The 26,623-nt window shown below is 42.0% G+C and carries 29 protein-coding genes and 1 other annotated feature; of the genes, 23 read left to right on the top strand and 6 right to left on the bottom strand.

The genetic code is table 11. From position 1 onward, the window contains the following. Window positions 1-125: 125 nt before the first annotated feature. On the bottom strand, window positions 126-674 hold the full coding sequence (locus tag C5470_RS05680; RefSeq protein ID WP_166286693.1) for a metal-dependent hydrolase: 549 nt from the start codon (window positions 672-674) through the stop codon (window positions 126-128). A gap of 248 nt (window positions 675-922) precedes the next feature. On the opposite strand from C5470_RS05680, the gene C5470_RS05675 reads away from it, so the two are divergent. The 4 genes from C5470_RS05675 (at window position 923) to C5470_RS05660 (ending at window position 3,106) form a co-directional block, all read left to right on the top strand. Continuing rightward, window positions 923-1,114 carry a hypothetical protein gene (locus C5470_RS05675; RefSeq protein ID WP_166286691.1) on the top strand — a complete coding sequence of 64 codons (192 nt, stop codon included), beginning with the start codon at window positions 923-925 and terminating at the stop codon, window positions 1,112-1,114. A 283-nt stretch (window positions 1,115-1,397) separates the two neighbouring features. Then, window positions 1,398-2,036, top strand: coding sequence for a type A chloramphenicol O-acetyltransferase (gene catA / locus C5470_RS05670; protein ID WP_166286689.1), 639 nt, complete (start codon window positions 1,398-1,400; stop codon window positions 2,034-2,036). A 149-nt stretch (window positions 2,037-2,185) separates the two neighbouring features. Continuing rightward, window positions 2,186-2,383, top strand: coding sequence for a phage terminase large subunit family protein (locus tag C5470_RS23575; protein WP_166286687.1), 198 nt, complete (start codon window positions 2,186-2,188; stop codon window positions 2,381-2,383). A 180-nt stretch (window positions 2,384-2,563) separates the two neighbouring features. Continuing rightward, on the top strand, window positions 2,564-3,106 hold the full coding sequence (locus C5470_RS05660) for a YniB family protein (RefSeq protein ID WP_166286685.1): 543 nt from the start codon (window positions 2,564-2,566) through the stop codon (window positions 3,104-3,106). 54 nt (window positions 3,107-3,160) lie between these two features. Here C5470_RS05660 and C5470_RS05655 read toward each other — a convergent pair whose 3' ends face one another. The 5 genes from C5470_RS05655 to C5470_RS05635 form a co-directional block, all read right to left on the bottom strand. Continuing rightward, complete coding sequence (locus C5470_RS05655) at window positions 3,161-4,018, bottom strand: fructosamine kinase family protein (protein WP_166286683.1); 858 nt, start codon at window positions 4,016-4,018, stop codon at window positions 3,161-3,163. A 122-nt stretch (window positions 4,019-4,140) separates the two neighbouring features. Next, complete coding sequence (locus tag C5470_RS05650; RefSeq protein ID WP_166286681.1) at window positions 4,141-5,025, bottom strand: metal ABC transporter permease; 885 nt, start codon at window positions 5,023-5,025, stop codon at window positions 4,141-4,143. Next, the gene (locus C5470_RS05645) at window positions 5,022-5,897 is read right to left on the bottom strand and encodes a metal ABC transporter permease (protein ID WP_021324215.1); all 876 of its coding nucleotides are present in this window, start codon (window positions 5,895-5,897) and stop codon (window positions 5,022-5,024) included. The genes C5470_RS05650 and C5470_RS05645 overlap by 4 nt, the downstream gene beginning before the upstream one ends. Next, window positions 5,894-6,790: a manganese/iron ABC transporter ATP-binding protein gene (locus C5470_RS05640; protein ID WP_036849447.1), complete on the bottom strand. Its 897-nt coding sequence runs from the start codon at window positions 6,788-6,790 to the stop codon at window positions 5,894-5,896. The genes C5470_RS05645 and C5470_RS05640 overlap by 4 nt, the downstream gene beginning before the upstream one ends. Then, on the bottom strand, window positions 6,787-7,701 hold the full coding sequence (locus C5470_RS05635) for a metal ABC transporter substrate-binding protein (protein ID WP_166286679.1): 915 nt from the start codon (window positions 7,699-7,701) through the stop codon (window positions 6,787-6,789). Before C5470_RS05635 ends, C5470_RS05640 begins: the two co-directional genes overlap by 4 nt. Before the next feature lie 220 nt (window positions 7,702-7,921). Here C5470_RS05635 and C5470_RS05630 point away from each other — a divergent pair, with 220 nt between their 5' ends. From C5470_RS05630 to C5470_RS05540, 19 genes are all read left to right on the top strand, one after another. Beyond that, window positions 7,922-8,593 carry a transglycosylase SLT domain-containing protein gene (locus C5470_RS05630; RefSeq protein WP_166286677.1) on the top strand — a complete coding sequence of 224 codons (672 nt, stop codon included), beginning with the start codon at window positions 7,922-7,924 and terminating at the stop codon, window positions 8,591-8,593. A 478-nt stretch (window positions 8,594-9,071) separates the two neighbouring features. Then, a complete protein-coding gene (thrS, locus tag C5470_RS05625; protein WP_166286675.1) occupies window positions 9,072-11,000 on the top strand; it encodes a threonine--tRNA ligase in 1,929 nt (642 codons plus the stop codon). Between the two features lie 3 nt (window positions 11,001-11,003). Next, window positions 11,004-11,543, top strand: coding sequence for a translation initiation factor IF-3 (gene infC / locus C5470_RS05620; protein ID WP_166286967.1), 540 nt, complete (start codon window positions 11,004-11,006; stop codon window positions 11,541-11,543). Between the two features lie 99 nt (window positions 11,544-11,642). Then, window positions 11,643-11,840 (top strand): 50S ribosomal protein L35, encoded by a 198-nt coding sequence (gene rpmI, locus C5470_RS05615; RefSeq protein ID WP_006118955.1) that lies wholly within the window; start codon window positions 11,643-11,645, stop codon window positions 11,838-11,840. 41 nt (window positions 11,841-11,881) lie between these two features. Beyond that, window positions 11,882-12,238, top strand: coding sequence for a 50S ribosomal protein L20 (gene rplT / locus C5470_RS05610; RefSeq protein ID WP_021323015.1), 357 nt, complete (start codon window positions 11,882-11,884; stop codon window positions 12,236-12,238). 25 nt (window positions 12,239-12,263) lie between these two features. Beyond that, entirely contained in the window at window positions 12,264-12,392 is a 129-nt protein-coding gene (gene pheM, locus C5470_RS23570) for a pheST operon leader peptide PheM (protein ID WP_166286673.1), read from the top strand. Next, window positions 12,342-12,466 (top strand) — a sequence feature (Phe leader region). Its footprint overlaps the gene before it by 51 nt. 85 nt (window positions 12,467-12,551) lie before the next feature. Next, a complete protein-coding gene (gene pheS / locus C5470_RS05600) occupies window positions 12,552-13,535 on the top strand; it encodes a phenylalanine--tRNA ligase subunit alpha (protein ID WP_036849454.1) in 984 nt (327 codons plus the stop codon). A 14-nt stretch (window positions 13,536-13,549) separates the two neighbouring features. Then, window positions 13,550-15,937 carry a phenylalanine--tRNA ligase subunit beta gene (gene pheT, locus C5470_RS05595; protein WP_166286671.1) on the top strand — a complete coding sequence of 796 codons (2,388 nt, stop codon included), beginning with the start codon at window positions 13,550-13,552 and terminating at the stop codon, window positions 15,935-15,937. Window positions 15,938-15,941: 4 nt separating this feature from the next. After that, window positions 15,942-16,238 (top strand): integration host factor subunit alpha, encoded by a 297-nt coding sequence (ihfA, locus tag C5470_RS05590; protein WP_011146885.1) that lies wholly within the window; start codon window positions 15,942-15,944, stop codon window positions 16,236-16,238. A 65-nt stretch (window positions 16,239-16,303) separates the two neighbouring features. Then, the gene (gene btuC / locus C5470_RS05585) at window positions 16,304-17,311 is read left to right on the top strand and encodes a vitamin B12 ABC transporter permease BtuC (protein WP_166286669.1); all 1,008 of its coding nucleotides are present in this window, start codon (window positions 16,304-16,306) and stop codon (window positions 17,309-17,311) included. A 34-nt stretch (window positions 17,312-17,345) separates the two neighbouring features. Next, entirely contained in the window at window positions 17,346-18,092 is a 747-nt protein-coding gene (btuD, locus tag C5470_RS05580; RefSeq protein ID WP_166286965.1) for a vitamin B12 ABC transporter ATP-binding protein BtuD, read from the top strand. Between the two features lie 177 nt (window positions 18,093-18,269). Continuing rightward, a complete protein-coding gene (arnB, locus tag C5470_RS05575) occupies window positions 18,270-19,415 on the top strand; it encodes a UDP-4-amino-4-deoxy-L-arabinose aminotransferase (protein ID WP_166286667.1) in 1,146 nt (381 codons plus the stop codon). Then, window positions 19,416-20,402, top strand: a complete 987-nt coding sequence (arnC, locus tag C5470_RS05570) for an undecaprenyl-phosphate 4-deoxy-4-formamido-L-arabinose transferase (protein WP_166286665.1) — start codon at window positions 19,416-19,418, stop codon at window positions 20,400-20,402. Then, window positions 20,403-22,388 carry a bifunctional UDP-4-amino-4-deoxy-L-arabinose formyltransferase/UDP-glucuronic acid oxidase ArnA gene (arnA, locus tag C5470_RS05565; protein WP_166286663.1) on the top strand — a complete coding sequence of 662 codons (1,986 nt, stop codon included), beginning with the start codon at window positions 20,403-20,405 and terminating at the stop codon, window positions 22,386-22,388. It abuts the gene before it with no gap. Beyond that, the gene (arnD, locus tag C5470_RS05560) at window positions 22,385-23,278 is read left to right on the top strand and encodes a 4-deoxy-4-formamido-L-arabinose-phosphoundecaprenol deformylase (protein WP_166286661.1); all 894 of its coding nucleotides are present in this window, start codon (window positions 22,385-22,387) and stop codon (window positions 23,276-23,278) included. Before arnA ends, arnD begins: the two co-directional genes overlap by 4 nt. 7 nt (window positions 23,279-23,285) lie before the next feature. After that, on the top strand, window positions 23,286-24,947 hold the full coding sequence (gene arnT / locus C5470_RS05555) for a lipid IV(A) 4-amino-4-deoxy-L-arabinosyltransferase (RefSeq protein ID WP_166286659.1): 1,662 nt from the start codon (window positions 23,286-23,288) through the stop codon (window positions 24,945-24,947). After that, window positions 24,944-25,288, top strand: coding sequence for a 4-amino-4-deoxy-L-arabinose-phosphoundecaprenol flippase subunit ArnE (arnE, locus tag C5470_RS05550; RefSeq protein WP_166286657.1), 345 nt, complete (start codon window positions 24,944-24,946; stop codon window positions 25,286-25,288). The genes arnT and arnE overlap by 4 nt, the downstream gene beginning before the upstream one ends. After that, a complete protein-coding gene (arnF, locus tag C5470_RS05545; RefSeq protein ID WP_166286655.1) occupies window positions 25,285-25,677 on the top strand; it encodes a 4-amino-4-deoxy-L-arabinose-phosphoundecaprenol flippase subunit ArnF in 393 nt (130 codons plus the stop codon). Before arnE ends, arnF begins: the two co-directional genes overlap by 4 nt. A 93-nt stretch (window positions 25,678-25,770) precedes the next feature. Further along, on the top strand, window positions 25,771-26,256 hold the full coding sequence (locus C5470_RS05540; RefSeq protein WP_166286653.1) for a C40 family peptidase: 486 nt from the start codon (window positions 25,771-25,773) through the stop codon (window positions 26,254-26,256). Window positions 26,257-26,623: the final 367 nt, after the last annotated feature.

The following is a 26,623-nucleotide window of genomic DNA, read 5'->3' as shown; positions in this document are numbered from 1 at the left end:
AATTGAGAATATGGTACCAGCTAAGGTTATCGACCCTTATAATTAAATAGAATTTGATATAATCATCATGGCAATTAAGATTGATTTTTATGCGACTATAACATTGAAAATATTTTCGAAGGTTATTAAAAGCACAATTTTTTGATGTGATCTATATAAATAAATATAGAATATTCAATATCTTCTGGCAGAAAAATGGCGATGACAATCAGTAAGGCAGAAATAAATCTTTCTGCTTTCTTATTTCCTTGTTTGCCAAGTATCGGCAGGCAGAAACGTATCTTTATTGGCCATAACAGCGGTACACCAGCAGGTGTCAGCATATCTGCTACCAGATGACTTAGGTAGCCAACAATCATGGCATGGAAAAAATCGGTTGGTACAGGCCATTTTTCTGGTATTTTGAGCCAAAGTAAAGCAATACCTAATGCAAGAGCAAGTAGACTGTGGGTGAATCCTCTGTGGCCACATAGTTTGGCAATTGGAATGGAGATAACCCTGAATAATCTGCCCAGGGTTGAATTTGGGTGATCTATATCTGGTAACAATGCAGTAAGCAGCACGCCTGGTAGCATATGCAACCAGTCACCATTGGCTATTTCAGGTGTTATTTCAAGTTTGTGCGCCATAATAATACTGGCAACTGAAAATAAAAGATGCCCTTCCCCGGTCATAAATTCCTCTGACTAATAACTGTCTATCCATACAGTTGGCGAAGTATAGTGGGTTTTATGCGGGTAAGATAGGGGGTGAAAAGCAAAAATATCTTATTCTAACCACATGAGCTAATCAAGAAGGTAAAAGGTATGCCGGTTGTTACTACTGATGTTATCGCTAACGAATTCGGGCAACGCTATGACAACGTTATACACTTGAGTAGATCACTATCGTTGCCAGTTCATCGGCAAGCAGAAAAGGTAAGATGTACGACGACTGTTTGCATATTGCTAAGTATAAGCACGTTCCGACAGAATTCCGATGCTACGATTTACTGACCGATACAACATTTGTCATTTTTGTCGTATATCAAGGCTGGTTTATTCTGGGGACTATCTATGCAATAGGGGCAATGGCAAAAGCTGAATTTCAGAGTAAACAAGAAACGTTATTATAAAGAATAAAATGCCATTTTATAAAATTCTACAAGATGTGTTCATGAAGTTCTTTGATAGAGTATTGTGTAAGTTTTTATGGTGTGAACTCTCTTATTGTTTGATTTATAAAGATAATGCTGTGTTGGTAGTGATTTGTTTTTAGCTAATATATAATTTTTCTTCGTCAGAGACTGAGTATTTAGTCCAATTTCATACCGGAGTGATTATGATCCCACTACAAACAGAAAGAGCAGCCCCTCTAATTTAATTCATTTTTTAAATTTTACATTAGAAGGGGAAAATATGAGTTACTCAGAGATTGATATAAATCGCTGGAATAGGAAAGAGCATTTCTTGCATTACCGTAATATCGTGCAATGCGGATTTAGTCTAACAACAAAAATTGATATTACCCATTTGTTATCTTCGTTGGTGGAAAAACAATATAAATTCTACCCAACCATCATTTATTTAATATCAACAGTTGTGAACTCTTACTCTGAGTTCAGAATGGCTATAAAAGATGAAGAATTAATTGTATGGGATAGTGTCAATCCTGCGTATACAATCTTTCACAAGGAAACAGAAACATTCTCAGCGATTTGGACTGAGTTCAATTCTGATCTGTCAGAGTTCATGAAAAACTATTCTGCTGATTATGAAACCTATAAAGATGATCTTTGCTTTTTTTCTAAACCAGAACTACCTGAAAACCACTTTCACATATCGTCTGTGCCGTGGGTGAGTTTTGATGGATTTAACTTGAACGTTGCTAATTTTACGGATTATTTTCCACCTATATTTACAATGGGAAAATTTTACAAAAAGGGAAATCAAACTCAGTTGCCTTTGGCAATTCAGGTGCATCATGCTACTTGTGATGGTTTCCATGTGGGGCGTGTTATTAATAAATTACAAGAGTTATGTAACGATTTTATTTAGTTAAGGCCAATCTGAACTATTGATGGCCTAAGGTTGTATCGGAAATACACTAATAGCCATCAGCTAACACTGGTGGCTTTTTATGTTCATAATACTCCAGTAATAAATCCGGCTAGAGGAGAAGCGTATAGCAATATTCGGCTTGAATTGTGTGTTCTCCGACTGTTGAAGATGAAAGTTGGATTGCCGCCAGTTATGAGGATTCAGATCAGTGTCGTACTTCTATTGCTTGCCCGCATTGTAGTCATCGTCAATTTCTCGATTTTTTTAACTGTTTTGTTCTGTCTGCCAGTGCTATGGCAAAAACAGTAAGGTTGCTTTTATTGGTAAACGAAAAGGCATTATAGTATCTCCTATTACTCAGACAGTTAGCGAAAGCTGATTGTAGCAATCTTGGCAGATGAAATCTTTTTCTTGTGGGGAACAGGGTAAGAAATGCTTAGTTAATTAAATATAAAGTTAAATTTAATGATTGATGGGCTATGATTAGCTAAAAATAAAATCTATTTACTGCTATGAGGGGTATCATGACTTACCAAAAAGCCGGATACATCGCTATTATTAAGCGAATTTTAGGTTGGATGATTTTTATTCCGGCACTCTTATCGACCATCGTTTCTGTGATCAATCTTGCCTGGTTACATGGTATTAAAGGTGATGGCATCAATGCTGTTTTAGATGATTTTCTGAAAATGATGGCTGAAATGGTGCGCTTTAATACGCCATTTTTGGATTTCTTCTGGAAAAATTCGCCATCTCCTGTTCGTTTGGCGGGTTTCACTGGGGAAAATATGAGTTTTCTGATTATTTATTTTCTTATTTTTGTCGGTCTTGCTATGAATGCATCAGGCCAGCGTATGTATAGACAAGTGAAATTTATACGCGAAAATATCGAAGATCAGCTGATTCTTGAAAAGGTCAAAGATAATGGTGGCCTGACAAGAGAACAGATTGAATCAAGGATCAAACTTCCGCACCATACATTGTTTAGTCAGATTTATATTTTATATGTTTCACCGGTAATTATCGGTGCAATTTTTTATTTTCTACTGGGAATTTTAGGCTGGTAAATCTTCTGGTGATAATGGCTGCGGAATGAAGTGCTTCCGCAGCGAGTTGTTTCTTCATTGCATAATGTCATCAATAATGTCTTGCGCCGCAATAAAATTATCACCACCAAACAGATTACAACGGTTAAGCAAATAATAGAGTTGGTATATAGGTTGTCGATCAATAAAATTGGCAGGTAGTGGCCACACACTCTGATAACCATCAAAAATTTGCATTGGTAGGTCAGGGTACAACGGCAGCATAGCAAAATCACACTCACGATCTCCCCAATAGCAAGCGGGGTCGAAAGCAACGGCGTGATCATCCAGAGAAGCGCAATTAGCAGGCCAGAGATCGCCATGTAAGAGAGAGGGTTGTGGTTGGTGATGCTGAAGTTTGTGACTTACAACCCGAACAATATTATTAATATCACCAAATGTCATGCCTTTTTCTGCTGCAATCTGTAATTGCCAACCAATTCGTTTCTCTGCATAAAACTGATGCCAACGTCGTTGCCAACCATTTGGTTGTGGTGTTGTTGCCAGCATATTGTCAAAATCAAAACCGAATTGGGGTTGCTCACTCCACTGATGAAGTTTTGCCAGTTGTTGACCGAAACAATAAGCATTGTGTGGGTTGAAAGATTTTAAAGGCAAAAATTCAAGTAGCAGAAAACTGTAGTCTCGATCACAACCAACACCATAAACAGCAGGAACACGTATAGTTTGGCTGCGTGCCAGTAATTCAAGTTGTTCAGATTCTGCTTTGAAGACAGCGAGCATTTCCTTCAGATTTGATTTGACAAAGACTTGTCGTTCGCCGTGAATGATTTGCCAGGCTTGATGGATGTCGCCTCCAGTTAACGCAGTTTTATCGTGAATTTCGGCAGCACCGAAATATTCATTTAGTAAACGATTTACTGCCTGCCACATGGTTCACCTCTCTAAATCGTCAATCACTTTTATGAACAATTATAGTCAGAGAAAATATATGAGTCGGTAAAAAAGATGATTAGCAGGGTTATATCTTAAAACAGATATAACCCTTTTTGTTATTAATTAGGTTCGTCAGAGACTTGGAGAGTAACTTGATGGGTTTTATGTTTAAGTTTTGTTCTTGCTTGTTTTATCTGACTGTAAGTCAGTGCCAGTGTAAAGAAAATAGCTTGAATAATAACAATGCATGGCCCTGTTGCACCATCAATATGGAAACTAATCAGTGTACCAAGAACACAGGAACTGACCGACGCAACAATAGCGACAATTAACATTCGATCAAAACTACGGCATAACATAAAAGCGATAATCCCGGGCGATATTAACATTGCGATAACCAGAATCATTCCCACGGCTTGCAGGGAAGCGACAATAGTCATTGCCAGCAAACAAAGTAAACCGTAATGCAAAAACTTAACAGGTAACCCTACTACGCGCGCTTGGTTCGGATCAAAGCAATAGAGCATGAAATCTTTACGTTTTAGCAGTACCACAGCCATGGTAATACAGGTAATCCATAATGTTTGATTCAATTCATCTTTAGTGATCCCCAGCATATTACCAAACAAAATATGAGTGAGATGTTGATCGGTATCCATTCGGGCAAAAAGAACTAAACCAAAAGCAAACATGCCGGAAAAGACGATTCCCATCACAGTATCTTCTTTTATCCGGCTGTGTTCTTTCAGATATCCTGTTGCAAAAGCGCAAAAAATACCAGAAAGAAACGCGCCAATAGCCAGAGGTATCCCGGCAGCGAAAGCCAGTACAATCCCCGGTAATACGGCATGAGAGATAGCATCTCCCATTAACGACCACCCTTTAAGCACCAGGTAACAAGAGAGCATCGCACATACTGCGCCTGTCACAATGGCTGCGAACATTGCCCGTTGCATAAATGGAAACATAAACGGTTCAGTGATCAATTGAATCAACTGATTCATAGCGGTGTCTCCTTAGCCAACGCCACGGATTCTTTTCTGGCACGTATACGGGATGCGACTAATCCGTGTTTTGGTGCAAAGAAGAACGCCAATAGGAAAATAACGGTTTGTAGCGTGACAATAACACCTCCGGTGGCACCATTAAGGAAGAAACTTAAGTAAGCACCAAACGCACTGGTCAGGGAACCAATAGCTACTGCAATTATCAATAAGTGTTTAAAACGATCAGTTAGTAAATAGGCGGTTGCTCCTGGAGTTACTACCATTGCGATTACTAGAATAGCGCCGACAGTTTGTAAGGCAGCAACGGTACAGGCACTCAGTAAAGTAAAAAAAATAATTTTCATCCGTAAGGGAGATAAGCCAATAGAACGTGCATGGGTTTCGTCGAAGAACACAACTAGCAAATCTTTCCAAATAAGCATTAACACGATAAATGAAACTGCAATGATAATTTCAACCTGGAGAACATCTTCATCAGCGATACCGAGGATATTACCGAGAATAATGGTTTGCACGTTAACGGATGTGGGGTTGAGAGAAACGATTAATAAGCCGGCAGCAAAGAAAGTAGAAAATATAAACCCGATCACCGCATCTTCACGTAAGCGAGTGATATGGCGAACGAGAGTCATTGATAGCGCTGCCAGCATGCCGGTAAAAAAAGCGCCACCTGCATAAGGAAGACCCAGTGCGTACGCACCGGCGACACCAGGCACAACCGAGTGAGAGAGAGCGTCTCCCATCAGTGACCAGCCTTTTAGCATCAGATAGGCAGAAAGAAAGGCACAAACGGCACCGACAATTGAACTGACCCAGATAGCTTTCACCATGTAGTTATAGTGAAAAGGTTGCAGCAAAAGTTCTATCATGGTTTATGTTTCTCCTTTTGCTGGGTTTGCCTCGGTGGAACATGGTGATCTTGACCGTAAAACACCGCTGCACGTTCATCATCAGTAATAACCGTCAGGGAACGTGGATCATCATCATTATGCAACTCCGGCCCGGATAGATTAATGTGACGAAGTACTCCACCAAAAGTCATCTCCAAATTCTTCTGGGTGAACGTTGTTTCTGTCGGGCCACTTGCCAGAACAGTTCGGTTGATCAGGATGACGTGGTCACAGAATTCGGGAACACTGCCAAGGTTGTGTGTTGAGACTAAAACCAGATGACCCTCATCACGTAAATCACACAGCAGGTCAATGATGGCATTTTCTGTTTTTACATCAACACCGGTAAAAGGTTCATCCAGTAACAGAACTTTTCCTTCCTGAGCCAGCGCTCTTGCAAGAAAAACCCGTTTTTTTTGCCCTCCTGAAAGCTCTCCAATCTGCCGGTTGCGCAGAGCCGTTAAGCCAACACGTTCAAGTGCTTCATCAACAGCTTGGTGATCCTTTTTGCCTGGGATTCTCAAAAATCCCATTTTGCCGTAGCGGCCCATCATAACGACATCAGAAACCAGTACCGGGAAGTTCCAGTCAACTTCTTCTGTTTGAGGTACATACGCGATGATATTTTTCTTTAATGCACTTTTGACAGGCATATCGCTTAGGGTAACTTTCCCTTGAGATGGGTTTACCAGCCCCATAATGGTCTTAAACAGTGTGGACTTACCACTGCCATTAATGCCAACTAATGCACAGATAGTACCGCCGGTGATAGAAAAACTGGCGTCATAAATAGCAGTGTGGCCGTTGTTATAAGTCACAGTGGCATCATCAACCACTAAATGAGGACGCTCAAACAGCATATTGCTATTCATTGATTAAATCCTTTTGCGATTGTATCTACAGTTTTGTTCAGTAAATCAATATAAGTGGGTACTGGCCCGTCACTGCCGGAGAGTGAATCTACATAAAGAACGCCACCATAACGGGCATCGGTTTCTTTGCTGACTTGTTTGGCTGGTTTATCGGAAATGGTACTTTCGCTAAACACCACCGGGATCTTATTTGCTCTTACTGTATCAATCACATGACGAACTTGTTGTGGTGAACCTTGTTCTTCCGCATTGATTGGCCACAGATAAACTTCCTTAAATTGATAATCTTTAGCCAGATAGCTAAAAGCCCCTTCACTGGTGACTAACCAACGTTGATCCTGTGGAATACGGGCAAGACGCTCTCTCAGTGGAGAATCCAATTGGGCGATTTTTTCAGCATAAGCTTTGGCGTTCCTATTATAAATTTCTGTATTTTCAGGATCATATTTCACGAATGCTTTGCGGATATTTTCAATATAAACTAGAGCATTGGTGGGTGACATCCAGGCGTGAGGGTTAGGGTTTCCATTGTAAGGCCCTTCACGAATAGGTAATGGCGTAATGCCTTCAGTAATGACAACGGCAGGGACATCTTTGAGGTTTTCAAAGAAACGTTCGAACCAGCGTTCCAGATTCAATCCATTCCAAAGGATCAAATCAGCATGTTGAGATTTTATAATATCTTTGGGAGTAGGTTGATAATCATGGATTTCAGCACCTGGTTTAGTAATTGATTCAACAATTGCAGCATCGCCTGCTACATTTTGTGCTATATCCTGAATGATAGTAAAAGTAGTGACGACTTTAAGTTTTTTGGCGGCGGATACCTGTTGGCTAAATAAGATTATGGATAAGAGAATCAATACGATTCCCGGTATAGGATAAGGAAGCAGAGAGAATTTCTTTTTCATGAATTCAAACCTTTACTTGTTATAAATATGCATATGATAACGATTATCAATATCATTTAAGTAAAGTCAAGATTATAAAATTTAGAAACAGAGATTATTGTAATAGTCACTTCATATGATATGAACATGAATAGAGTTAAAAGTTAAGTAAAATATTTTTGGGTTGTGAACGAAATTGTATATGCTGCGCTGTAGTAGATTTGATCCAGAGGATTAAAGGGTGAAACTAAAACTCAGCTTTGTGGCGCTGATTGTGCTATTAGTCGGTTGTGCTGAAAAGAAAGCTCAGCAAACCAATATCGGAAAACAGCCAGGTCAGCAACGTATGCTGAATGGTAGCTTTGCTAACGTCGCTGGGTTTTCTTCTTTTCCGCCGACACCTTTTGATAAATTTATTCAGCAGGCATCCAATCGGTACGGTGTTGATGAAACGCTTATCAGGGCGATTATTCAAGTTGAATCAGGTTTTCGCCCCGATGCCGTCAGTAAATCGAACGCAATTGGTCTTATGCAAATTAAAGCATCAACAGCAGGACGGGATGTGTATCGACAGAAAGGGCGTTTTGGTCAGCCGACAACCCGTGAGTTGAAAGATCCTAAAACCAATATTGATCTTGGTACTGCTTATATTCGTCTTCTAAAAGAGCAGCATCTGGCGGGTATTGATAATCCGGAGACGCTCTACTACGCCACTATCGTTGCTTACGTCAATGGTGCAGGTGCGCTCTTGCGCACTTTTAGTGCTGACCGTCAGTTAGCCGTTAATAAAATAAACCGGATGACACCGGATGAGTTTTATCAGCATGTCAAGGATAATCATCCGGCACCTCAGGCTCCACGCTATTTGTGGAAAGTGAAGAATGCTTACCGTTCATTGACAATGGCAGATTAAAGAGCTGGCAAAAGGCTATTCCATTTCTAATGATTTTTTCTGAAATATATATTTGATTATGATTATATTCAGTTAGAACTGGGAACAGCCATTACTGTTTCCTCATGTTTCTATAAGATTTTTTTAAGACTTTCATTGACTTCAATATCAAACTGGCGATATTTATTCCGCGCTGTAATAAGAGCAGAAATCGTGCTTTTTCGTCATTGAAATGATCGTATTATTGATGCAGTGGATTATTAAGGCCATATGCCCTTTGATTTTCTAACTAAACATAGCCGTGACCTGAATGTTTGTTGGTGGTATATTTTCGCGATGTTTCGGTATCAAAGGCAGTCACTTTTTACATTGTGTACCCGTTTTAGTACCAAACGTTAATGGATTGACTAGATAATAATTTAAATCGTTATTTTAGTTGAATATCAAATTCCTTCAAGTGACCTTTCGTGCGGGTCACCACTGTAGATAAGGATTTTAAATGCCTGTTATTACTCTTCCTGACGGTAGCCAACGTCAGTTTGATCGTGCCGTTTCTGTAATGGATGTTGCCTGTGATATTGGTCCAGGTTTAGCGAAAGCATGTATTGCTGGCCGCGTAAACGGTGAGCTGGTGGATGCCTGTGAATTAATCGATTCTGATACAAAACTGGCTATTATTACCAGTAAAGATGGGGAAGGGCTGGAAATTATCCGCCATTCATGCGCACATCTGTTGGGCCATGCGATTAAGCAATTATGGCCAGATACTAAAATGGCCATCGGACCTGTCATTGATAATGGTTTTTACTATGATGTCGATCTTGGCCGTGCCTTGACGCAGGAAGATATTGAGCTGCTTGAAAAACGCATGTTGGAGCTTGCTAAAAAAGACTATGACGTCATCAAGAAAAAAGTGAGTTGGCAAGAAGCTCGTGATACGTTCGTTGCCCGTGGTGAGGATTACAAAGTACAGATTTTGGATGACAACATTGGCCGTGATGATCGTCCTGGCCTGTATAATCATGAAGAATATGTTGACATGTGCCGTGGCCCACATGTGCCAAATATGCGTTTTTGTCATCATTTTAAATTACAGAAAATAGCAGGGGCATACTGGCGTGGCGACAGCAACAATAAAATGTTGCAACGGATATACGGTACTGCGTGGGCTGATAAGAAACAGCTCAACACTTATCTGCAACGCTTGGAAGAAGCCGCTAAACGTGACCATCGTAAAATTGGTAAACAGCTAGATTTGTACCACATGCAGGAAGAAGCGCCGGGTATGGCATTCTGGCATAACGATGGCTGGACTATTTTCCGTGAACTTGAAACTTTCGTGCGCACTAAACTGAAAGAATATCAATATCAGGAAGTTAAAGGTCCATTTATGATGGACCGTGTGATGTGGGAAAAAACGGGTCACTGGGAAAACTATGGTGAGCATATGTTTACCACTTCTTCAGAGAACCGTGAATATTGCGTTAAACCCATGAATTGTCCAGGGCACATTCAGATTTTTAACCAAGGTTTAAAATCTTATCGTGACTTGCCTTTACGTATGGCTGAGTTCGGTAGCTGTCACCGTAATGAACCGTCGGGTGCATTACATGGTTTGATGCGTGTTCGTGGCTTTACTCAGGATGATGCTCATATCTTCTGTACAGAAGAGCAAATTCATCGGGAAGTGAGCAGCTGCATTAAGATGGTGTACGACGTTTACAGCACTTTTGGTTTTGAAAAAATCGTTGTTAAGCTATCGACCCGTCCGGAAAAACGCATTGGTACTGAAGAACAATGGAGCCAGGCCGAGGAAGCTTTGGCGGCAGCGCTGCAAGAAAACGGTGTTCAGTTTGAGTATCAGCCAGGTGAAGGTGCTTTCTACGGACCAAAAATTGAATTTACTTTGCATGATTGTTTGGATCGTGCGTGGCAATGTGGTACTGTGCAGCTTGACTTTTCACTACCGGGCCGTTTGAGTGCGTCCTACGTAGGTGAAAACAACGAACGTAAGGTTCCTGTAATGATTCACCGTGCGGTTCTGGGTTCACTGGAACGGTTTATCGGCATCCTGACTGAGGAATATGCGGGTTTCTTCCCGACATGGATTGCTCCGCAGCAGGTAGTTGTGATGAATATCACAGATAGCCAGGCTGATTATGTACAGGAATTAGCAAAAAAACTTCAAGATGCAGGCATCCGTGCAAAAGCAGACTTGAGAAACGAGAAGATTGGTTTTAAAATCCGTGAACACACTCTACGTCGTGTTCCTTATATGCTTGTTTGTGGTGAAAAAGAGGTCGAATCAGGAAAAATTTCTGTTCGAACCCGCCGCGGTAAGGATTTAGGTAGCATTGATGTTAACGAGTTCATCGAAAAACTGCTGATAGAAATACGCAGTCGCAATCTTCATCAATTGGAGGAATAAGGTATTAAAGGCGGAAAAAGAATTCAAACGGCGCGTCCTAACCGCATTAATGGAGAAATTCGCGCTTCTGAAGTTCGTTTAACAGGTTTAGATGGCGAACAGATTGGCATCGTCAATCTGAGAGAAGCTCTTGAAAAAGCTGAGGAAGCGGGTGTTGATTTAGTTGAAATCAGCCCGAATGCCGAGCCGCCGGTTTGCCGTATCATGGATTACGGCAAGTTCCTCTATGAGAAGAGTAAGTCAATCAAAGAACAGAAGAAAAAACAAAAGGTTATTCAGGTTAAGGAAATTAAATTCCGTCCTGGTACAGATGAAGGCGACTATCAGGTCAAACTACGCAACCTGATTCGTTTTCTGGAAGATGGCGATAAAGCTAAAATCACCCTGCGTTTCCGTGGGCGTGAAATGGCGCACCAGCAGATTGGTGTCGAAATGCTTAACCGCATTCGCGGCGATCTGGATGAACTGGCAGTGGTCGAATCCTTCCCATCGAAGATTGAAGGCCGTCAGATGATCATGGTGCTCGCTCCTAAGAAGAAATAGTCGGGCACAATCAAGTAATAAGCTCCAGTCGGTTCGTCTGGTTGGGGCTTGTTCGCCTTACTGATTCGTTGTAATTAACAATGCGAAGTGGAAATTAAAATGCCAAAGATTAAAACAGTACGCGGCGCCGCTAAACGCTTTAAAAAAACTGCAAGTGGTGGTTTTAAGCGTAAGCACGCTAACCTTCGTCACATTCTGACTAAGAAATCAACCAAGCGTAAACGTCATTTACGTCCAAAAGGCATGGTCTCCAAAGGTGATCTGGGCCTGGTTGTTGCTTGTCTGCCGTACGCATAAGCAATTTTTAGATTAGAACTCAGAGACGATAGGAGAAGTATATGGCTCGCGTAAAACGTGGTGTTGTCGCCCGTGCACGTCACAAGAAAATTTTAAAGCAAGCGAAAGGTTACTATGGTGCCCGTTCGCGCGTTTACCGTGTTGCCTTCCAGGCAGTAATCAAAGCAGGGCAGTACGCTTACCGTGACCGTCGTCAGCGTAAACGTCAGTTCCGTCAACTGTGGATTGCACGTATCAACGCTGCTGCACGTCAGAATGGTCTGTCTTACAGCCGTTTCATTGATGGCCTGAAAAAGGCTTCTGTTGAAATCGACCGTAAGATCCTGGCTGACATCGCTGTGTTTGACAAAGTGGCATTTGCTGCTTTAGTTGAAAAAGCGAAGAGCGCTCTGGCATAAGTTAGAGTAGTTTAAGAGGGGGAGCATGCTCCCTCTTTTACTTTGTTTGAAAATGTGGCTTACTAGAGCGCCGTTGTCAGAAAAAATTTTTTCCGAGAGAACCAATATTATGCCTTTAGCTTTTTTTCGCTTCTTTTTTTATTTTAGCGCCTGAATTCAGGGGGCTTTGCGCGTAAGAAAAGAAACGAAAAGTAGCGCCTGAGCCTCCGTTGTGGAGGCTTTTTTGTTTTTATCACATAAAAACAGAAGCAGGTTTATAGAGTCATTAACGATCATTATTAGCAGGCCGTTAGGCCGAAGGAAGAGGAAAACGATGCCACATCTCGCTGAATTGGTTGCAAATGCAAAAGCAGCCATAGAAGATGCCCAAGATGTTGCTGCGTTGGATTTGGTGCGTGTTGAATATTTAGGCAAAAAAGGCCATTTAACTCTCCAAATGTCATCGCTGCGTGATCTGCCGGCCGAAGAACGTCCAGCCGCAGGGGCGGTTATTAATCAGGCGAAGCAGGAAGTCCAGGAAGTTTTGAATGCCTGTAAAGAAAAACTGGAGACTGACCTCCTGAACTTCCGTTTAGCCGCAGAGAAGATTGATGTATCTCTGCCTGGTCGCCGTATGGAAAATGGTGGATTACACCCGGTTAACCGTACAATAGAGCGTATTGAAACTTTCTTTGGTGAATTAGGTTTTTCTGTAGAATCAGGCCCTGAAATTGAAGATGATTATCACAATTTCGATGCATTGAATATTCCTGCCCACCATCCTGCACGCGCTGATCATGATACTTTCTGGTTTGATGCCAAACGTCTGTTGCGTACTCAGACTTCTGGTGTTCAGGTCCGGACTATGCATAACCAACAGCCGCCCATTCGTGTCATTGCACCTGGCCGTGTATACCGTAATGACTACGACCAAACTCATACGCCTATGTTCCATCAGGTGGAAGGTTTGATTATTGACCGTGACATCAGTTTTACCAATCTGAAAGGGACGTTGCACGATTTCCTGACTAACTTCTTTGAAGAAGACTTGCAGGTTCGTTTCCGTCCTTCTTACTTTCCATTTACAGAACCTTCGGCGGAAGTTGACGTAATGGGTAAAAACGGCAAATGGCTGGAAGTGTTGGGCTGCGGTATGGTTCATCCTAATGTGCTGAATAATGTTGGCCTTGATCCTGAAATTTATTCTGGTTTTGCTTTTGGCATGGGGGTGGAGCGCCTGACAATGTTGCGTTACGGTGTAACTGACTTGCGTGCGTTCTTCGAAAATGATTTGCGTTTTCTCAAACAGTTTAAATAAGGCGGGAATATCTCATGAAATTCAGTGAACTCTGGTTGCGCGAGTGGGTAAACCCAGCCATTGACAGTGAAGAATTGTCTGATCAAATCACCATGGTTGGTTTGGAAGTTGATGGCACTGAAGCTGTTGCTGGTCAATTCCATGGTGTGGTTGTTGGTGAAGTTGTTGAATGTGACCAGCATCCAAATGCGGATAAATTACGGGTTACAAAAGTGAATGTCGGTGGTGATCGCCTATTGGATATCGTTTGTGGCGCACCGAACTGCCGTTTGGGGTTGAAAGTTGCGGTAGCCACAGTGGGTGCTGTACTGCCGGGTGATTTCAAAATCAAAGCGGCTAAACTGCGTGGTGAGTCTTCTGAAGGTATGCTGTGTTCTTTCTCTGAACTGGGTATTTCTGAAGATCACGATGGTATTATTGAATTACCCATTGATGCGCCTTTAGGTGTTGATCTACGTGAATATCTGAGGCTGGATGATAGCGTCATTGAGATCAGTATTACACCTAACCGTGCTGATTGCCTGAGTATTATGGGGGTCGCACGTGATGTAGCAGTCGCTAATAAAATGCCATTATCTGCACCGCAAATTGAGGCAATAAAACCAACAACAGATGCTGTTTTTCCTATTCATGTTGAAGCAACAGAAGCTTGCCCTCGTTACTTGGGGCGGGTAATTAAAAAAATCAATGTGAAAGCGACAACACCATTGTGGATGCGTGAAAAACTGCGTCGTAGTGGTATCCGCTCTATTGATCCAATTGTCGATGTGACTAACTATGTGTTGCTTGAATTAGGCCAACCATTGCATGCGTTTGATTTGGAGCGCTTAAATGGTTCAATCACTGTGCGTATGGCGAAACCGGATGAAAAACTCGTTTTGCTGGATGGCACAGAAGCCAGGCTTTCTGTTGATACTCTGGTTATTTCTGATGAAAAACAAGCCATTGCAATGGCGGGTATTTTTGGGGGTGAATATTCAGGTGTGAACGAAGAAACTCAAAATATTTTACTTGAGTGCGCATTTTTTGCACCTTTGGCGATTGCTGGTCGTGCTCGTCGTTATGGTTTACATACTGAAGCATCTCACCGCTATGAGCGCGGTGTTGATCCTCAGTTACAACACCAGGCAATAGAGAGAGCGACTCAATTGCTGATTGATATTTGTGGTGGTGAAGCAGGTCCGGTCATTGATATTACTGATGAATCTCAATTACCAAAACCTGCGACAATCACCTTGCGCCGTGAAAAATTGGATCGTTTGATTGGTCACTGTGTGCCTGATGATCAGGTTGGTGATATCTTGACCCGTTTAGGTTGTAACGTCACTGTTCAGGAAAACTGCTGGCAGGCGATTGCACCAAGCTGGCGTTTTGATATGGAGATTGAAGAAGATTTGGTGGAAGAAGTTGCCCGTATTTACGGTTACAATAATATTCCAGATGTACCGATGCGTGCAGATCTTATCATGAAAAAACACCGTGAAGCGGATCTTCCCTTGAAACGTGTTAAAACGATGCTGGTTGACAGAGGTTATCAGGAAGCAATTACTTACAGCTTTGTTGATCCCAAAACTCAGGCATTGTTGCATCCACAGCAACAGGCATTGATGCTGCCTAACCCCATTTCAGCGGATATGTCTGCAATGCGTTTATCTTTACTGACGGGTTTGTTGACAACCGTGGTGTATAACCAGAATCGTCAGCAAAACCGTGTACGCCTGTTTGAAACCGGCTTGCGTTTTGTTCCTGATGAAAATGCGGATCAGGGTATTCGTCAGGAGCTGATGTTAGGTGGTGTCATTGCCGGCAATCGTTTTGAAGAGCATTGGACACTGGAAAAACAATCTATCGATTTTTTCGATATGAAAGGCGATTTGGAAACTGTACTGGAATTAACCGGAAAATTATCTAAGATCTCTTTTAGAGCAGATGTAAATCCAGCATTGCACCCAGGCCAAAGCGCTGGGATTTATCTGGAAAATGAATACATCGGATACATTGGTGTTGTCCATCCGGAATTAGAACGTAAACTTGACTTAAACGGCCGCACCGTGGTATTCGAAATACTCTGGAACAAGCTGTCAGGCTGCGTGGTTCCTGACGCGAAAGAGATTTCACGTTTCCCGTCAAACCGTCGTGATATCGCCATTGTGGTGCCTGAAAATGTTGCTGTAGAAGATGTTTTGGCAGAATGCAAGAAAGTTGGCGTAAATCATATAGTTGGCATAAACTTGTTTGACGTGTATTGTGGTAAAGGTGTAGCCGAGGGTCATAAGAGCCTTGCTATAAGTTTTATCTTGCAGGATACCGCACGTACACTGGAAGAAGAAGAGATTGCTGCAACTGTCAATAGATGTGTTGCAGTACTGAAACAGCGATTCCAAGCATCCTTGAGGGACTGAACCTATGGCGCTTACTAAAGCTGAAATGTCAGAAAATCTGTTTGAGAAACTGGGAATTAGCAAGCGTGATGCTAAAGATCTGGTTGAATTATTCTTTGAAGAAGTGCGTCGTTCTTTGGAGAATGGTGAGCAGGTAAAATTGTCTGGATTTGGCAACTTTGATTTACGGGATAAAAACCAACGTCCGGGACGTAATCCTAAGACGGGTGAAGATATTCCAATTACTGCTCGCCGAGTAGTGACATTCCGTCCTGGTCAGAAGTTAAAAAGCAGAGTTGAGAAAGCCACACCTAAGGAATAATCAAAAAGGCCGCGTTAATAGCGGCCTTTTTCTTATAAAGATCTTCTCTCATGAGCTGATTTCCAATGCAACCCACCTATTCCATTGCTGAATTAGTGACTCGTCAGAAAAGGCGTGATTATCGCTTTCTGACAATTCTCACTTGTTTATTTTTATTTGTTTTTTTTCTCTCACTTTGTGCTGGAGAAAATTGGATATGGCCTGATAAATGGTTTTCTGAAACGGGTCAATTGTTTGTGTGGCAGCTGCGTTTTCCTCGTGTTCTGGCCGTCGTTGCGGTAGGTGCAAGCTTGACTGTGGCGGGTGCGGTGATGCAAGCTCTGTTTGAAAACCCGTTGGCTGAACCGGGATTATTGGGGATCAGTAATGGCGCCAGCGTGGTGGTTGTATTTTTGGTGCTGATGTTTCACGGTATTACGCCATTCTGGTTGTTGAGCATTGGCGCTGTGCTGGGCGCGCTCACTGTCACCATGATATTACTGACCTTTTCAAGAAAGCGTCATCTAAATAATGCCCGTTTGTTATTGGTGGGTGTCGCTTTCGGTGTCGTCTCTGGTGCATTGATGACATGGATGGTTTATTTTAGCACCAGTCTGGACTTACGCCAGCTAATGTACTGGATGATGGGCAGTTTCAGTGGGATAGACTGGCGACAGCAATGGTTGGTCGTTGCTTTGTTTCCTTTAATCATTTGGTTGAGCAGTCAAGGAAAAGTACTTAATTTTCTTTCACTGGGAGAAACAACATCTCAACAGTTAGGTATTTCACTTTATCGTTGGCGTAATCTATTCGTATGCGCGATTGGATTGCTGGTGGGGTTAAGTGTTGCACTTGCCGGAACAATCAGCTTTATTGGTTTGGTGATCCCACATATTTTGCGTTTGTGTGGTTTGACGGATTATAAAACATTATTGCCTGCATGTGTTCTGGCCGGCGGTTATGGATTATTGTTGGCTGATTTATTTTCTCGCCTTAGCCTGACGAATGCAGAAGTACCGATTGGCGTTGTGACTGCAACATTAGGAGCGCCAGTATTCATCTGGTTATTATTAAAAGTCAGAGATTGGAGTTAAACAAGTGAATGATGCGAAAATCACCAGCCAGTTGATGACTCTCCGGCAAGTCTCCGTACAAAACCGATTAATGCCGCTGACAGCCTCAGTACAACAAGGTGAACAAATCCATCTTATTGGGCCAAATGGTTCAGGAAAAAGCACATTATTGGCCTGTATGGCAGGTATTTTGCCGTGTAGTGGTGAAATTGATCTGCAACAAAAATGCCTTAGTCAATATAGTCATGGTGAATTAGCACGGCACAGAGCATGGCTCAGCCAGCAAATTTCTTCTGTACCAATAATGCCGGTTTTTCAATATCTGCAACTGCACTTGATGCACCACCGGGTTAATTGTGATGATGTGCTGTCAACGCTCTGTTCTTATTTTAAGTTGGGAATGCTGCTGGAGACACCGGTAGGAAATTTATCGGGTGGTGAATGGCAAAGAGTGCGGTTAACCGGGGTTTTTTTACAGGTTTGGCCATCAGTTAATTCGAAAGGTAAATTATTACTCTTGGATGAGCCTGCAAATAACCTTGATATCACTCAGGTGGCAGCACTTGATCTGTTAGTAAAGAAATTTTGTGCACTCGGTGGAACCGTCATCATGAGTGGTCATGATCTTAATCACAGTTATGATAAAGCTGATCGGATCTGGTTGCTTGCCAATGGCCTATTGGTTGCGGATGGAAAACCGGATGAAGTAATGGAAGAAAATACGCTCTCCAGCGTTTTTGCGGCTGATATCAAATGTGTGTCAGAGAGAAGGCATAAATATTGGCGAGTTTTTTTGCCTTGAGCACCGTTCAGTCAGAGTAAACCTATTGTAATTTTCACCATGTTTTTCGCGGGAAGCCCCTTCCTTTAGGAAGGGGAGGATGTCAATTAATTTACTAAATCATACCTACGTTGAGGATTCGTTAAAATACAGTCATCTAATATATCATTATACTATGAATGAATTGGACTGTGTTTTATGGATCGTTTTCTGCCATTTTCCCGTCCTGCCATAGGTGATGAAGAAATTCAGGCGGTAGAGAAAGTTCTTCGTTCGGGCTGGATTACAACAGGCCCGCAAAATCATCAATTGGAACAGGACTTCTGCCGTATGTTTGGTTGTAAACATGCGGTTGCTTTGACTTCTGCAACGGCAGGTATGCATCTAACATTAATGGCGTTGGGTATTGGTCCCGGTGACGAAGTTATTACGCCGTCTCAAACTTGGGTTTCCACAATAAATATGATCTGTCTGCTTGGTGCCGAGCCGATCATGATTGATGTCGATCGTAATACTTTAATGGTCGAAGCAGAAACCGTAAAAAAAGCAATTACTTCCAGAACCAAAGCGATTATTCCTGTTCATTATGCTGGGGCTCCCTGTGATTTGGATGCACTGCGTGTCATTGCTCAAGATGCCGGTATTCCGTTGATTGAAGACGCGGCTCATGCAATAGGGGCTCGTTATAAAAATGAGTGGGTTGGTGAGCATGGTACGGCCATTTTCTCCTTTCATGCCATAAAAAATGTTACCTGTGCGGAAGGCGGTTTAATTGTTACCGATAATAATGAACTTGCTGAACGAATCCGGTGTCTAAAGTTTCATGGATTAGGCGTTGATGCTTTTGATCGTCAAATTCAGGGTAGGAAACCGCAGGCGGAAGTTGTAGAACCAGGTTACAAATATAATTTATCTGATATTCATGCTGCCATTGCTGTTGTGCAATTAAGTAAATTGGAATCAATGAATGCTCGCCGTCGGCAAATTGTAGCCCGTTATTCAACGGCATTAAAAAATTTGCCATTGCAGATGCTAAGTGTACCCGATTATGAACATTTACATGCACATCATCTGTTTATGGTGCGGGTTAATAAGGAAATCTGTGGTATTGACCGCGATGCATTAATGGAGCGTCTAAAAGAGAAAAATATCGGCACAGGTTTGCATTTCAGAGCAGCACATACGCAAAAATATTATCGGGAACGTTATCCGCAATTGTCGTTGCCTGAATCAGAATGGAATTCAGCAACACTTTGTTCATTACCACTTTTCCCTGATATGAGTGATGACGATGTGGATTGTGTCATTGATGCTTTACAAGAAATTATTTCGGAGCGCAGATAAGTGTCATTTGAGCAAATTAAAAAAGTTTCTGTTGTTATTCCAGTTTATAACGAAGAGGAAAGCTTACCTCTTTTACTAGAAAGAACTTTGGCGGCTTGTAAACAATTGACTCAAGAATACGAGCTTATTCTTATTGATGATGGTAGTAGTGATAAATCTGCGGAAATTCTGATTCAGGCAGCGGAACAACCTGAAAATCATATTATTGCAATTCTGCTTAATCGTAATTACGGCCAACATTCAGCAATCATGGCGGGTTTTAATCAGGTCAATGGCGATCTGGTTATTACGCTTGATGCAGATTTACAGAATCCTCCAGAAGAGATCCCCCGTCTGGTTAAAACCGCTGAACAGGGTTATGACGTTGTGGGTACCCGCCGGGCTAACCGGCAGGATTCCCTGTTTCGTAAAACAGCTTCAAAAATCATCAACGCTATGATTACTAAGGCAACAGGTCGCTCTATGGGGGATTATGGCTGCATGCTTCGTGCTTATCGCCGTCACATTATTGAAGCCATGTTGCAGTGCCATGAGCGCAGCACCTTCATTCCTATTCTGGCAAACACATTCGCCCGTAAAACGATAGAGATTGATGTCGCCCATGCAGAGCGTGAATTTGGTGATTCCAAATACAGCTTTATGAAGCTGATTAATCTGATGTATGACCTGCTTACCTGCCTGACAACAGCCCCATTGCGTCTGTTGAGCGTAGTCGGGAGTGTCATTGCGGTTTCAGGTTTTTTACTGGCGGTGTTGCTGATGACTTTACGTCTGATTTTCGGTTCTATTTGGGCAGCAGAAGGAGTGTTTACCCTGTTTGCTATCCTTTTCATGTTTATTGGCGCACAGTTCGTCGCAATGGGCTTATTAGGTGAATACATAGGCCGTATTTATAACGATGTCCGTGCGCGTCCACGTTATTTTATTCAAAAAGTGGTCGGAAATAAAAAGACCAACGATAACCCAGAAAACCAGGAAGAATACTAAATGAAAGCAATTATCTTTGCCTACCATGATATCGGCTGTGTCGGGATCAATGCCTTAATTAAAGCTGGCTTTGATATTCAGGCGGTATTTACCCATACAGATGATCCTACTGAAACCCATTTTTTCTCTTCTGTTGCCCGTTTGAGCGCAGATTTGGCGCTTCCGGTTTTTGCACCAGAGAACGTTAACCATCCACTTTGGATTGAGCGTATCCGGGAAATGAAGCCTGACGTGATTTTCTCTTTTTATTACCGGAACATGTTGAGCGAAGATATTTTATCGCTGGCGAGCGCAGGTGCATTTAATTTGCATGGTTCTCTGTTGCCAAAATACCGTGGTCGTGCCCCCATTAACTGGGCGATTTTGCATGGTGAAACAGAAACGGGGGTCACCCTGCATAAGATGGTATTGAAACCTGATGCAGGAGATATTGTTGCTCAACATAAAGTTGCTATTGCAGAAACAGATACTTCACTGATTTTGCACGGTAAAATGCGCGAAGTAGCGGGAAAATTGCTTGATCAAGTATTACCTCAGATCAAAGCAGGAACTTATACGGCAACACCGCAGGATGAGAAGCAGGCAACTTACTTTGGTCGCCGTACTGCCGCTGATGGAGAAATTGATTGGAACAAATCAGCCACTGAAATCAACAACCTGATAAGGGCCGTGACAGAACCTTATCCTGGTGCATTTACTTTTCTGGGTGATCGCAAGATGACTATCTGGCGGGCTTCCGTGCTGAATGAAGCGCATAATAAACAGCCAGGGACTATATTGTCGGTGGCTCCGCTGATTATTGCCTGTGGTCAAGGTGCGCTGGAAATTATGAGTGGGCAGAATGAATCCGGCCTATATGTTCAGGGGACGCGCCTGGCAGCAGATATGAGCATTGTGACGGATATACGTGTCGGTCCAAAGGCAACCTCTCAAATTAGCCACCGTAAGCGTGTATTAATTCTGGGTGTGAACGGTTTTATCGGTAATCATCTGACAGAACGCCTGTTGCGTGATGGCAACTATGATATCTACGGTATGGATATCGGTTCTTCTGCCATTGAGCGTTTTATCGGTAATCCGCGTTTTCATTTCATTGAAGGTGATGTCAACATCCATACGGAGTGGATCGAGTATCACATCAAGAAATGTGATGTGGTTCTGCCGCTGGTGGCTATTGCAACCCCGATTGAATATACCCGTAACCCATTGCGTGTATTTGAACTGGATTTCGAAGAGAATCTAAAGATTGTTCGTTATTGTGTTAAATACAATAAACGGATTATTTTCCCATCCACATCAGAAGTTTACGGAATGTGTGATGATAAAGAGTTTGATGAAGATGATTCCCGCCTGATTGTTGGTCCGATTAACAAACAGCGCTGGATCTATTCTGTATCTAAACAATTATTGGATCGTGTTATCTGGGCATATGGTGAGAAAGAAGGACTTAAATTCACGCTGTTTCGTCCATTTAATTGGATGGGGCCACGTTTGGATAACCTGAACTCTGCGCGTATTGGCAGTTCCAGAGCGATTACACAACTGATATTGAACTTAGTTGAAGGCTCACCGATAAAACTGGTGGATGGTGGTGAACAGAAACGCTGCTTTACTGATATTAATGATGGTATTGAAGCGCTATTCCGGATTATTGAAAACCGTGATGGGTTGTGTGACGGTCAAATTGTCAATATTGGGAATCCAACTAACGAAGCCAGTATTCGCCAGTTAGCAGAAATGTTACTTGATAGCTTTGAGAATCATGAGTTGAGAGGTCATTTTCCTCCGTTTGCCGGATTCAAAAAAATTGAAAGCGGAAGTTACTATGGTAAAGGCTATCAGGATGTTGAACATCGTAAGCCCAGCATTAAAAATGCGGAACGGCTTCTGAGTTGGAAACCAACTATTGAGATGAAACAGACGATCAATGAAACATTGGATTTCTTCCTGCGTGGTGAGGTGGAAGAATTAGGGAAAAACGCATGAAACAAGTTGGCTTGAGAATTGATGTAGACACCTATCGGGGAACCGTTGAAGGGGTACCGCAGTTGCTTAAAATTTTGGCAAAGCATCAGATCCAGGCCAGTTTTTTCTTCAGTGTCGGACCGGATAATATGGGGCGCCATTTATGGCGTCTTTTACGGCCGAAATTCTTATGGAAAATGTTGAGATCAAATGCGGCATCTTTGTATGGTCTTGATATCTTACTGGCGGGTACTGCATGGCCGGGTAAAAAAATAGCTAGGGATTTAGGCTATCTGATGAAGCAAACGTTGGATGCAGGCCATGAAGTTGGCTTGCATGCATGGGATCATCAGGGTTGGCAGGCGAAAGTTGGCCGCTGGTCTGAGGCGCAGTTAACAGAGCAGGTTAAACTGGGTGTGGAAGCTTTGGTACAGGCAACGGGTCAACGGGTAACGTGTTCCGCAGTTGCTGGCTGGCGGGCGGATGAACGCGTACTTACAGTAAAGCAGCAGTTTGGTTTTGATTACAATAGTGATTGTCGGGGGAGCTATCCATTCAGGCCCATTTTACCTGATGGTACTATTGGCACTGTGCAAATTCCGGTGACGTTGCCAACTTATGATGAAGTGATAGGAATTCAGGTTAAAGATGAAGATTTTAATCGGTTTATCCTTGATGAAATAAAAAACAACCAGGGAGTTCCGGTATATACCATCCATACGGAAGTGGAAGGGATGTCCAAATCCACAGAATTTGAAACTCTGTTGGAGATGGCTCACCGGGAAAACATACAATTTTGTGCATTGAGTCATCTGCTGCCTGAAAACATACAGCGAATTCCTGTAGGAAGAATCGTTCGTTCCGAATTTCCCGGCAGAGAAGGGTGGTTAGGATGCCAACAAGAGGTTTAATTTATCTATGTTAAATAATCGGGCATGTAAAGTAGGGGCCTTTTTGATGGCTCTTTTTTTTGTCCTTACTTATTTATTACCCCTTAATGGTCGTCTGTTATGGCAACCAGATGAAACCCGTTATGCAGAAATTAGTCGTGAAATGCTGCAACGAGGAGATTGGGTTGTTCCGTATTTACTGGATATTCGTTATTTTGAAAAGCCGGTAGCGGGTTATTGGATTAATAATATCAGTCAATGGATTTTTGGCGATAATAACTTTGCTGTTCGTTTTGGATCAGTTTTCTGTATTTTCGTCAGTACAATTTTATTATATCGGCTTGCTATGATGATGTGGCAGGACCGACATATTGCTTTTGCCTCCAGTCTGATTTATATCTCAATGTTTCTGGTATTGGCGATTGGCACTTATAGTGTGCTCGATCCGATGTTCTCTTTGTGGGTGACGGCTGCCATGATGTGCAGTTTCTGGGCATTAAAAGCAGATTGTACTCGGTGGCGGGTTATAGCATATCTGGTGCTTGGTTTATGTTGTGGTATGGGCTTTATGACGAAAGGGTTTCTGGCCCTGGCCGTTCCGGTGATTGCTATGTTGCCGGTTGTCATTTATCAGAAACGGGTCCGGCAAATAGTATGCTTTGGTCCGCTTGCCATTATTTCCGCGATAGCAATTAGTTTGCCGTGGGTTATTGCGGTTGCCCTGCGTGAGCCTGATTATTGGCATTATTTCTTCTGGATTGAGCATATTAAGCGTTTCTCTGCTGATGATGCCCAACATATAGCACCATTCTGGTATTACATACCGATTCTGATTCTTGGTGTGATCCCGTGGCTTGGATTATTACCTGGGGCTGTGATTAAAGGCTGGAAAGAGAGAAAATCCCATCCTGAAATGTTTTTTCTGTTTTGTTGGTTTGCGGTGCCATTATTGTTTTTCAGTATTGCAAAAGGAAAACTGCCGACTTACATCTTGCCTTGTATGGCGCCATTGGCAATGATGATGGCTAAATTTGGTGTAGATTGTGTAAAAAATGGCAAGATGAAGTTATTGAAGATCAATGGAATGGTTAACGTATTCATTGGTCTGTTGGCGGTAATGGTTTTGTTTGCTATGGAAACAGTGACAAAACATGCTTTATACCAGCCATCAGAATGGCTTAAATGGGTTTTAGCTATTGTTGCCTTTGGGATCTGGGCGATTATTGGCTATCTGTGTTTCACGCAGAATGGGAAATATTGGTTGTGGGCGGCATTTTGCTCTATTGTTGTCAGTCTGACGATTGGTAATGTTTTGCCTGAAAATATCATTAACTCCAAATTGCCTCAGAGTTTTATTAACCTGCATCGTCAGGAGCTTGCAGACAGTCGATATATTGTATCGGAAAGTGTTGGCCTTGCGACCAGTGCTGCATGGGAGATGAAACGCAGTGATATTTATATGCTTGAGCGTTTTGGTGAACTGGAATATGGTTTGAATTATCCGGATAGCCGATACCGACATATTTACGATAAAGATTTTCCGCAATGGCTGGAAAAAGCCCGTAAAGAAGGCCGGGTATCAGTGCTCTTTCATTTGTATAAAAATGAAGAATTACCTGATTTACCAAAAGCAGATCAAGTTAGCCGTGATTACCGCTTCGTTATTATGGTCTATGAGAAACGTCCATGATAAGTTTTGCTTTACTGTTGCTGGTTAGCCTAATGACATGTGCTAGTCAGCTATGTCAGAAACAGGCTGTGATATGCTGGCAGAGTGATGCTGATGGCAAAAAAACATTAGCTCTAAAATGGTTACTGGGGGCGATAATTCTGTTAGCAGTCGGGATGTTATTCTGGCTGCGTTTGTTACAGATATTGCCGTTGGGAATGGCTTATCCCATGTTGAGTATCAATTTTATTATGGTCACTTTGGCGGGGAAATTTCTCTATCAGGAAAAAGTAGGCAGAAAGCATTGGAGTGGGGTTGCTTGTATTATGTTGGGAATATTGTTGATGAGCCTGAATGAATGAAAGGTTATATTTGGGGATTAGCCAGCGTATTATTGGTGACAATAGCACAGTTATTACTGAAATGGGGCGTTGTAAATTTGCCGGCATTGAACCTTGGCCTGCATTGGTTTGATATTGAGTGGCTATGGGATAATCGCAATTCTCTCGTGACGATAATGGCTGGTCTGGCTGGGTATCTGTTATCTATGCTATGTTGGTTATTCGCACTGAAATATTTACCATTAAATAAAGCTTATCCGTTAATAAGCTTGAGTTATGTATTTGTTTATTTCATGGCGGCTTTATTGCCCTGGTTTAATGAAACCGTCACCTTGTTGAAAACAGCAGGTGTAATTTTCATTTTATTTGGTGTCTGGTTGATTAGCCGTTCAGAACGAATAGCCAAATAAATATTTAGCTCTTTTGCTTGAAAGACAGCCTTGTTTTTTGGTTGGAGGCTGGATAAAGTTAGCGTATTTTGTGGGTTCTGTGGGGTGAGATTGATGACAATAAGAATAAAAGAGCTGTTGTTGTTACTCAGCTTGTTACTTATTGGTTGTTCCAGTCATCCCTCCAGAACCCAGGCTCCTGCGTTAAAAACGGCGCTTTCTGATCCCATCATGGTGATTGCTCAACTTAAAGAGCAGCTTAATCAATGGTACGGCACACCCTATCATTATGGTGGGATGGATCGTAGGGGAGTTGATTGCTCTGGTTTTGTTTACCGTACATTCAGTGACCGGTTTAATATTCAGTTACCTCGTACTACCCGTGGGCAAATAGGGTTAGGAACCCGCATTGATAGGGATGATTTAATGCCGGGTGATTTAGTTTTTTTTAAAACAGGCAGTGGTGAACATGGGTTACATGTTGGCATTTATGATGCCAACAATGAATTTATTCATGCATCAACCCATAAAGGTGTAACCCGTTCATCTATGAATAACGTTTACTGGAGAAAAGCTTTTTGGCAAGCTCGCAGGATTTAACGGAAAAACAGGTAAAAACTTTAATCAGCAAAGGTAAAATAGTGATTAAAGCTTTTTTAAATCGGGTAAAAAATTCAATGTCATATTGGCATATGAGATTATGTTAAAATGTTTAATAGGGTTAACCGTTATTTATGCCAGCAGGTTAGCCAACATCAGTTTTCAAGCGTGATTTAATTGTTCAAAGCGCAATTTTGAATAAAAGGCTTTTAACTTTTTTAAAAGAGATTTATTTTACACTGGTTTAATGGTTTAATGGTTTAATGGTTTAATGGTTTAATGGTTTAATGGTTTAATGGTTTAATGGTTTAATGGTTTAATGGTTTAATGGTTTAATGGTTTAATGGTTTAATGGTTTAATGGTTTA

The sequence above is a fragment of the Photorhabdus stackebrandtii genome (genome assembly GCF_011189495.1).
GTDB lineage: Bacteria > Pseudomonadota > Gammaproteobacteria > Enterobacterales > Enterobacteriaceae > Photorhabdus > Photorhabdus khanii.
This window is presented reverse-complemented; position numbering and strand designations above follow the sequence as displayed.

Coding starts and splice junctions, on each gene's coding strand:
- C5470_RS05680 (WP_166286693.1), bottom strand. CDS start 674: ATGACCGGGGAAGGGCATCTTTTATTTTCAGTTGCCAGTATTATTATG.
- C5470_RS05675 (WP_166286691.1), top strand. CDS start 923: ATGTACGACGACTGTTTGCATATTGCTAAGTATAAGCACGTTCCGACA.
- catA (WP_166286689.1), top strand. CDS start 1,398: ATGAGTTACTCAGAGATTGATATAAATCGCTGGAATAGGAAAGAGCAT.
- C5470_RS05660 (WP_166286685.1), top strand. CDS start 2,564: ATGACTTACCAAAAAGCCGGATACATCGCTATTATTAAGCGAATTTTA.
- C5470_RS05655 (WP_166286683.1), bottom strand. CDS start 4,018: ATGTGGCAGGCAGTAAATCGTTTACTAAATGAATATTTCGGTGCTGCC.
- C5470_RS05650 (WP_166286681.1), bottom strand. CDS start 5,025: ATGAATCAGTTGATTCAATTGATCACTGAACCGTTTATGTTTCCATTT.
- C5470_RS05645 (WP_021324215.1), bottom strand. CDS start 5,897: ATGATAGAACTTTTGCTGCAACCTTTTCACTATAACTACATGGTGAAA.
- C5470_RS05640 (WP_036849447.1), bottom strand. CDS start 6,790: ATGAATAGCAATATGCTGTTTGAGCGTCCTCATTTAGTGGTTGATGAT.
- C5470_RS05635 (WP_166286679.1), bottom strand. CDS start 7,701: ATGAAAAAGAAATTCTCTCTGCTTCCTTATCCTATACCGGGAATCGTA.
- thrS (WP_166286675.1), top strand. CDS start 9,072: ATGCCTGTTATTACTCTTCCTGACGGTAGCCAACGTCAGTTTGATCGT.
- rpmI (WP_006118955.1), top strand. CDS start 11,643: ATGCCAAAGATTAAAACAGTACGCGGCGCCGCTAAACGCTTTAAAAAA.
- rplT (WP_021323015.1), top strand. CDS start 11,882: ATGGCTCGCGTAAAACGTGGTGTTGTCGCCCGTGCACGTCACAAGAAA.
- pheM (WP_166286673.1), top strand. CDS start 12,264: ATGCTCCCTCTTTTACTTTGTTTGAAAATGTGGCTTACTAGAGCGCCG.
- pheS (WP_036849454.1), top strand. CDS start 12,552: ATGCCACATCTCGCTGAATTGGTTGCAAATGCAAAAGCAGCCATAGAA.
- pheT (WP_166286671.1), top strand. CDS start 13,550: ATGAAATTCAGTGAACTCTGGTTGCGCGAGTGGGTAAACCCAGCCATT.
- ihfA (WP_011146885.1), top strand. CDS start 15,942: ATGGCGCTTACTAAAGCTGAAATGTCAGAAAATCTGTTTGAGAAACTG.
- btuC (WP_166286669.1), top strand. CDS start 16,304: ATGCAACCCACCTATTCCATTGCTGAATTAGTGACTCGTCAGAAAAGG.
- btuD (WP_166286965.1), top strand. CDS start 17,346: ATGACTCTCCGGCAAGTCTCCGTACAAAACCGATTAATGCCGCTGACA.
- arnB (WP_166286667.1), top strand. CDS start 18,270: ATGGATCGTTTTCTGCCATTTTCCCGTCCTGCCATAGGTGATGAAGAA.
- arnA (WP_166286663.1), top strand. CDS start 20,403: ATGAAAGCAATTATCTTTGCCTACCATGATATCGGCTGTGTCGGGATC.
- arnD (WP_166286661.1), top strand. CDS start 22,385: ATGAAACAAGTTGGCTTGAGAATTGATGTAGACACCTATCGGGGAACC.
- arnT (WP_166286659.1), top strand. CDS start 23,286: ATGTTAAATAATCGGGCATGTAAAGTAGGGGCCTTTTTGATGGCTCTT.
- arnE (WP_166286657.1), top strand. CDS start 24,944: ATGATAAGTTTTGCTTTACTGTTGCTGGTTAGCCTAATGACATGTGCT.
- arnF (WP_166286655.1), top strand. CDS start 25,285: ATGAAAGGTTATATTTGGGGATTAGCCAGCGTATTATTGGTGACAATA.
- C5470_RS05540 (WP_166286653.1), top strand. CDS start 25,771: ATGACAATAAGAATAAAAGAGCTGTTGTTGTTACTCAGCTTGTTACTT.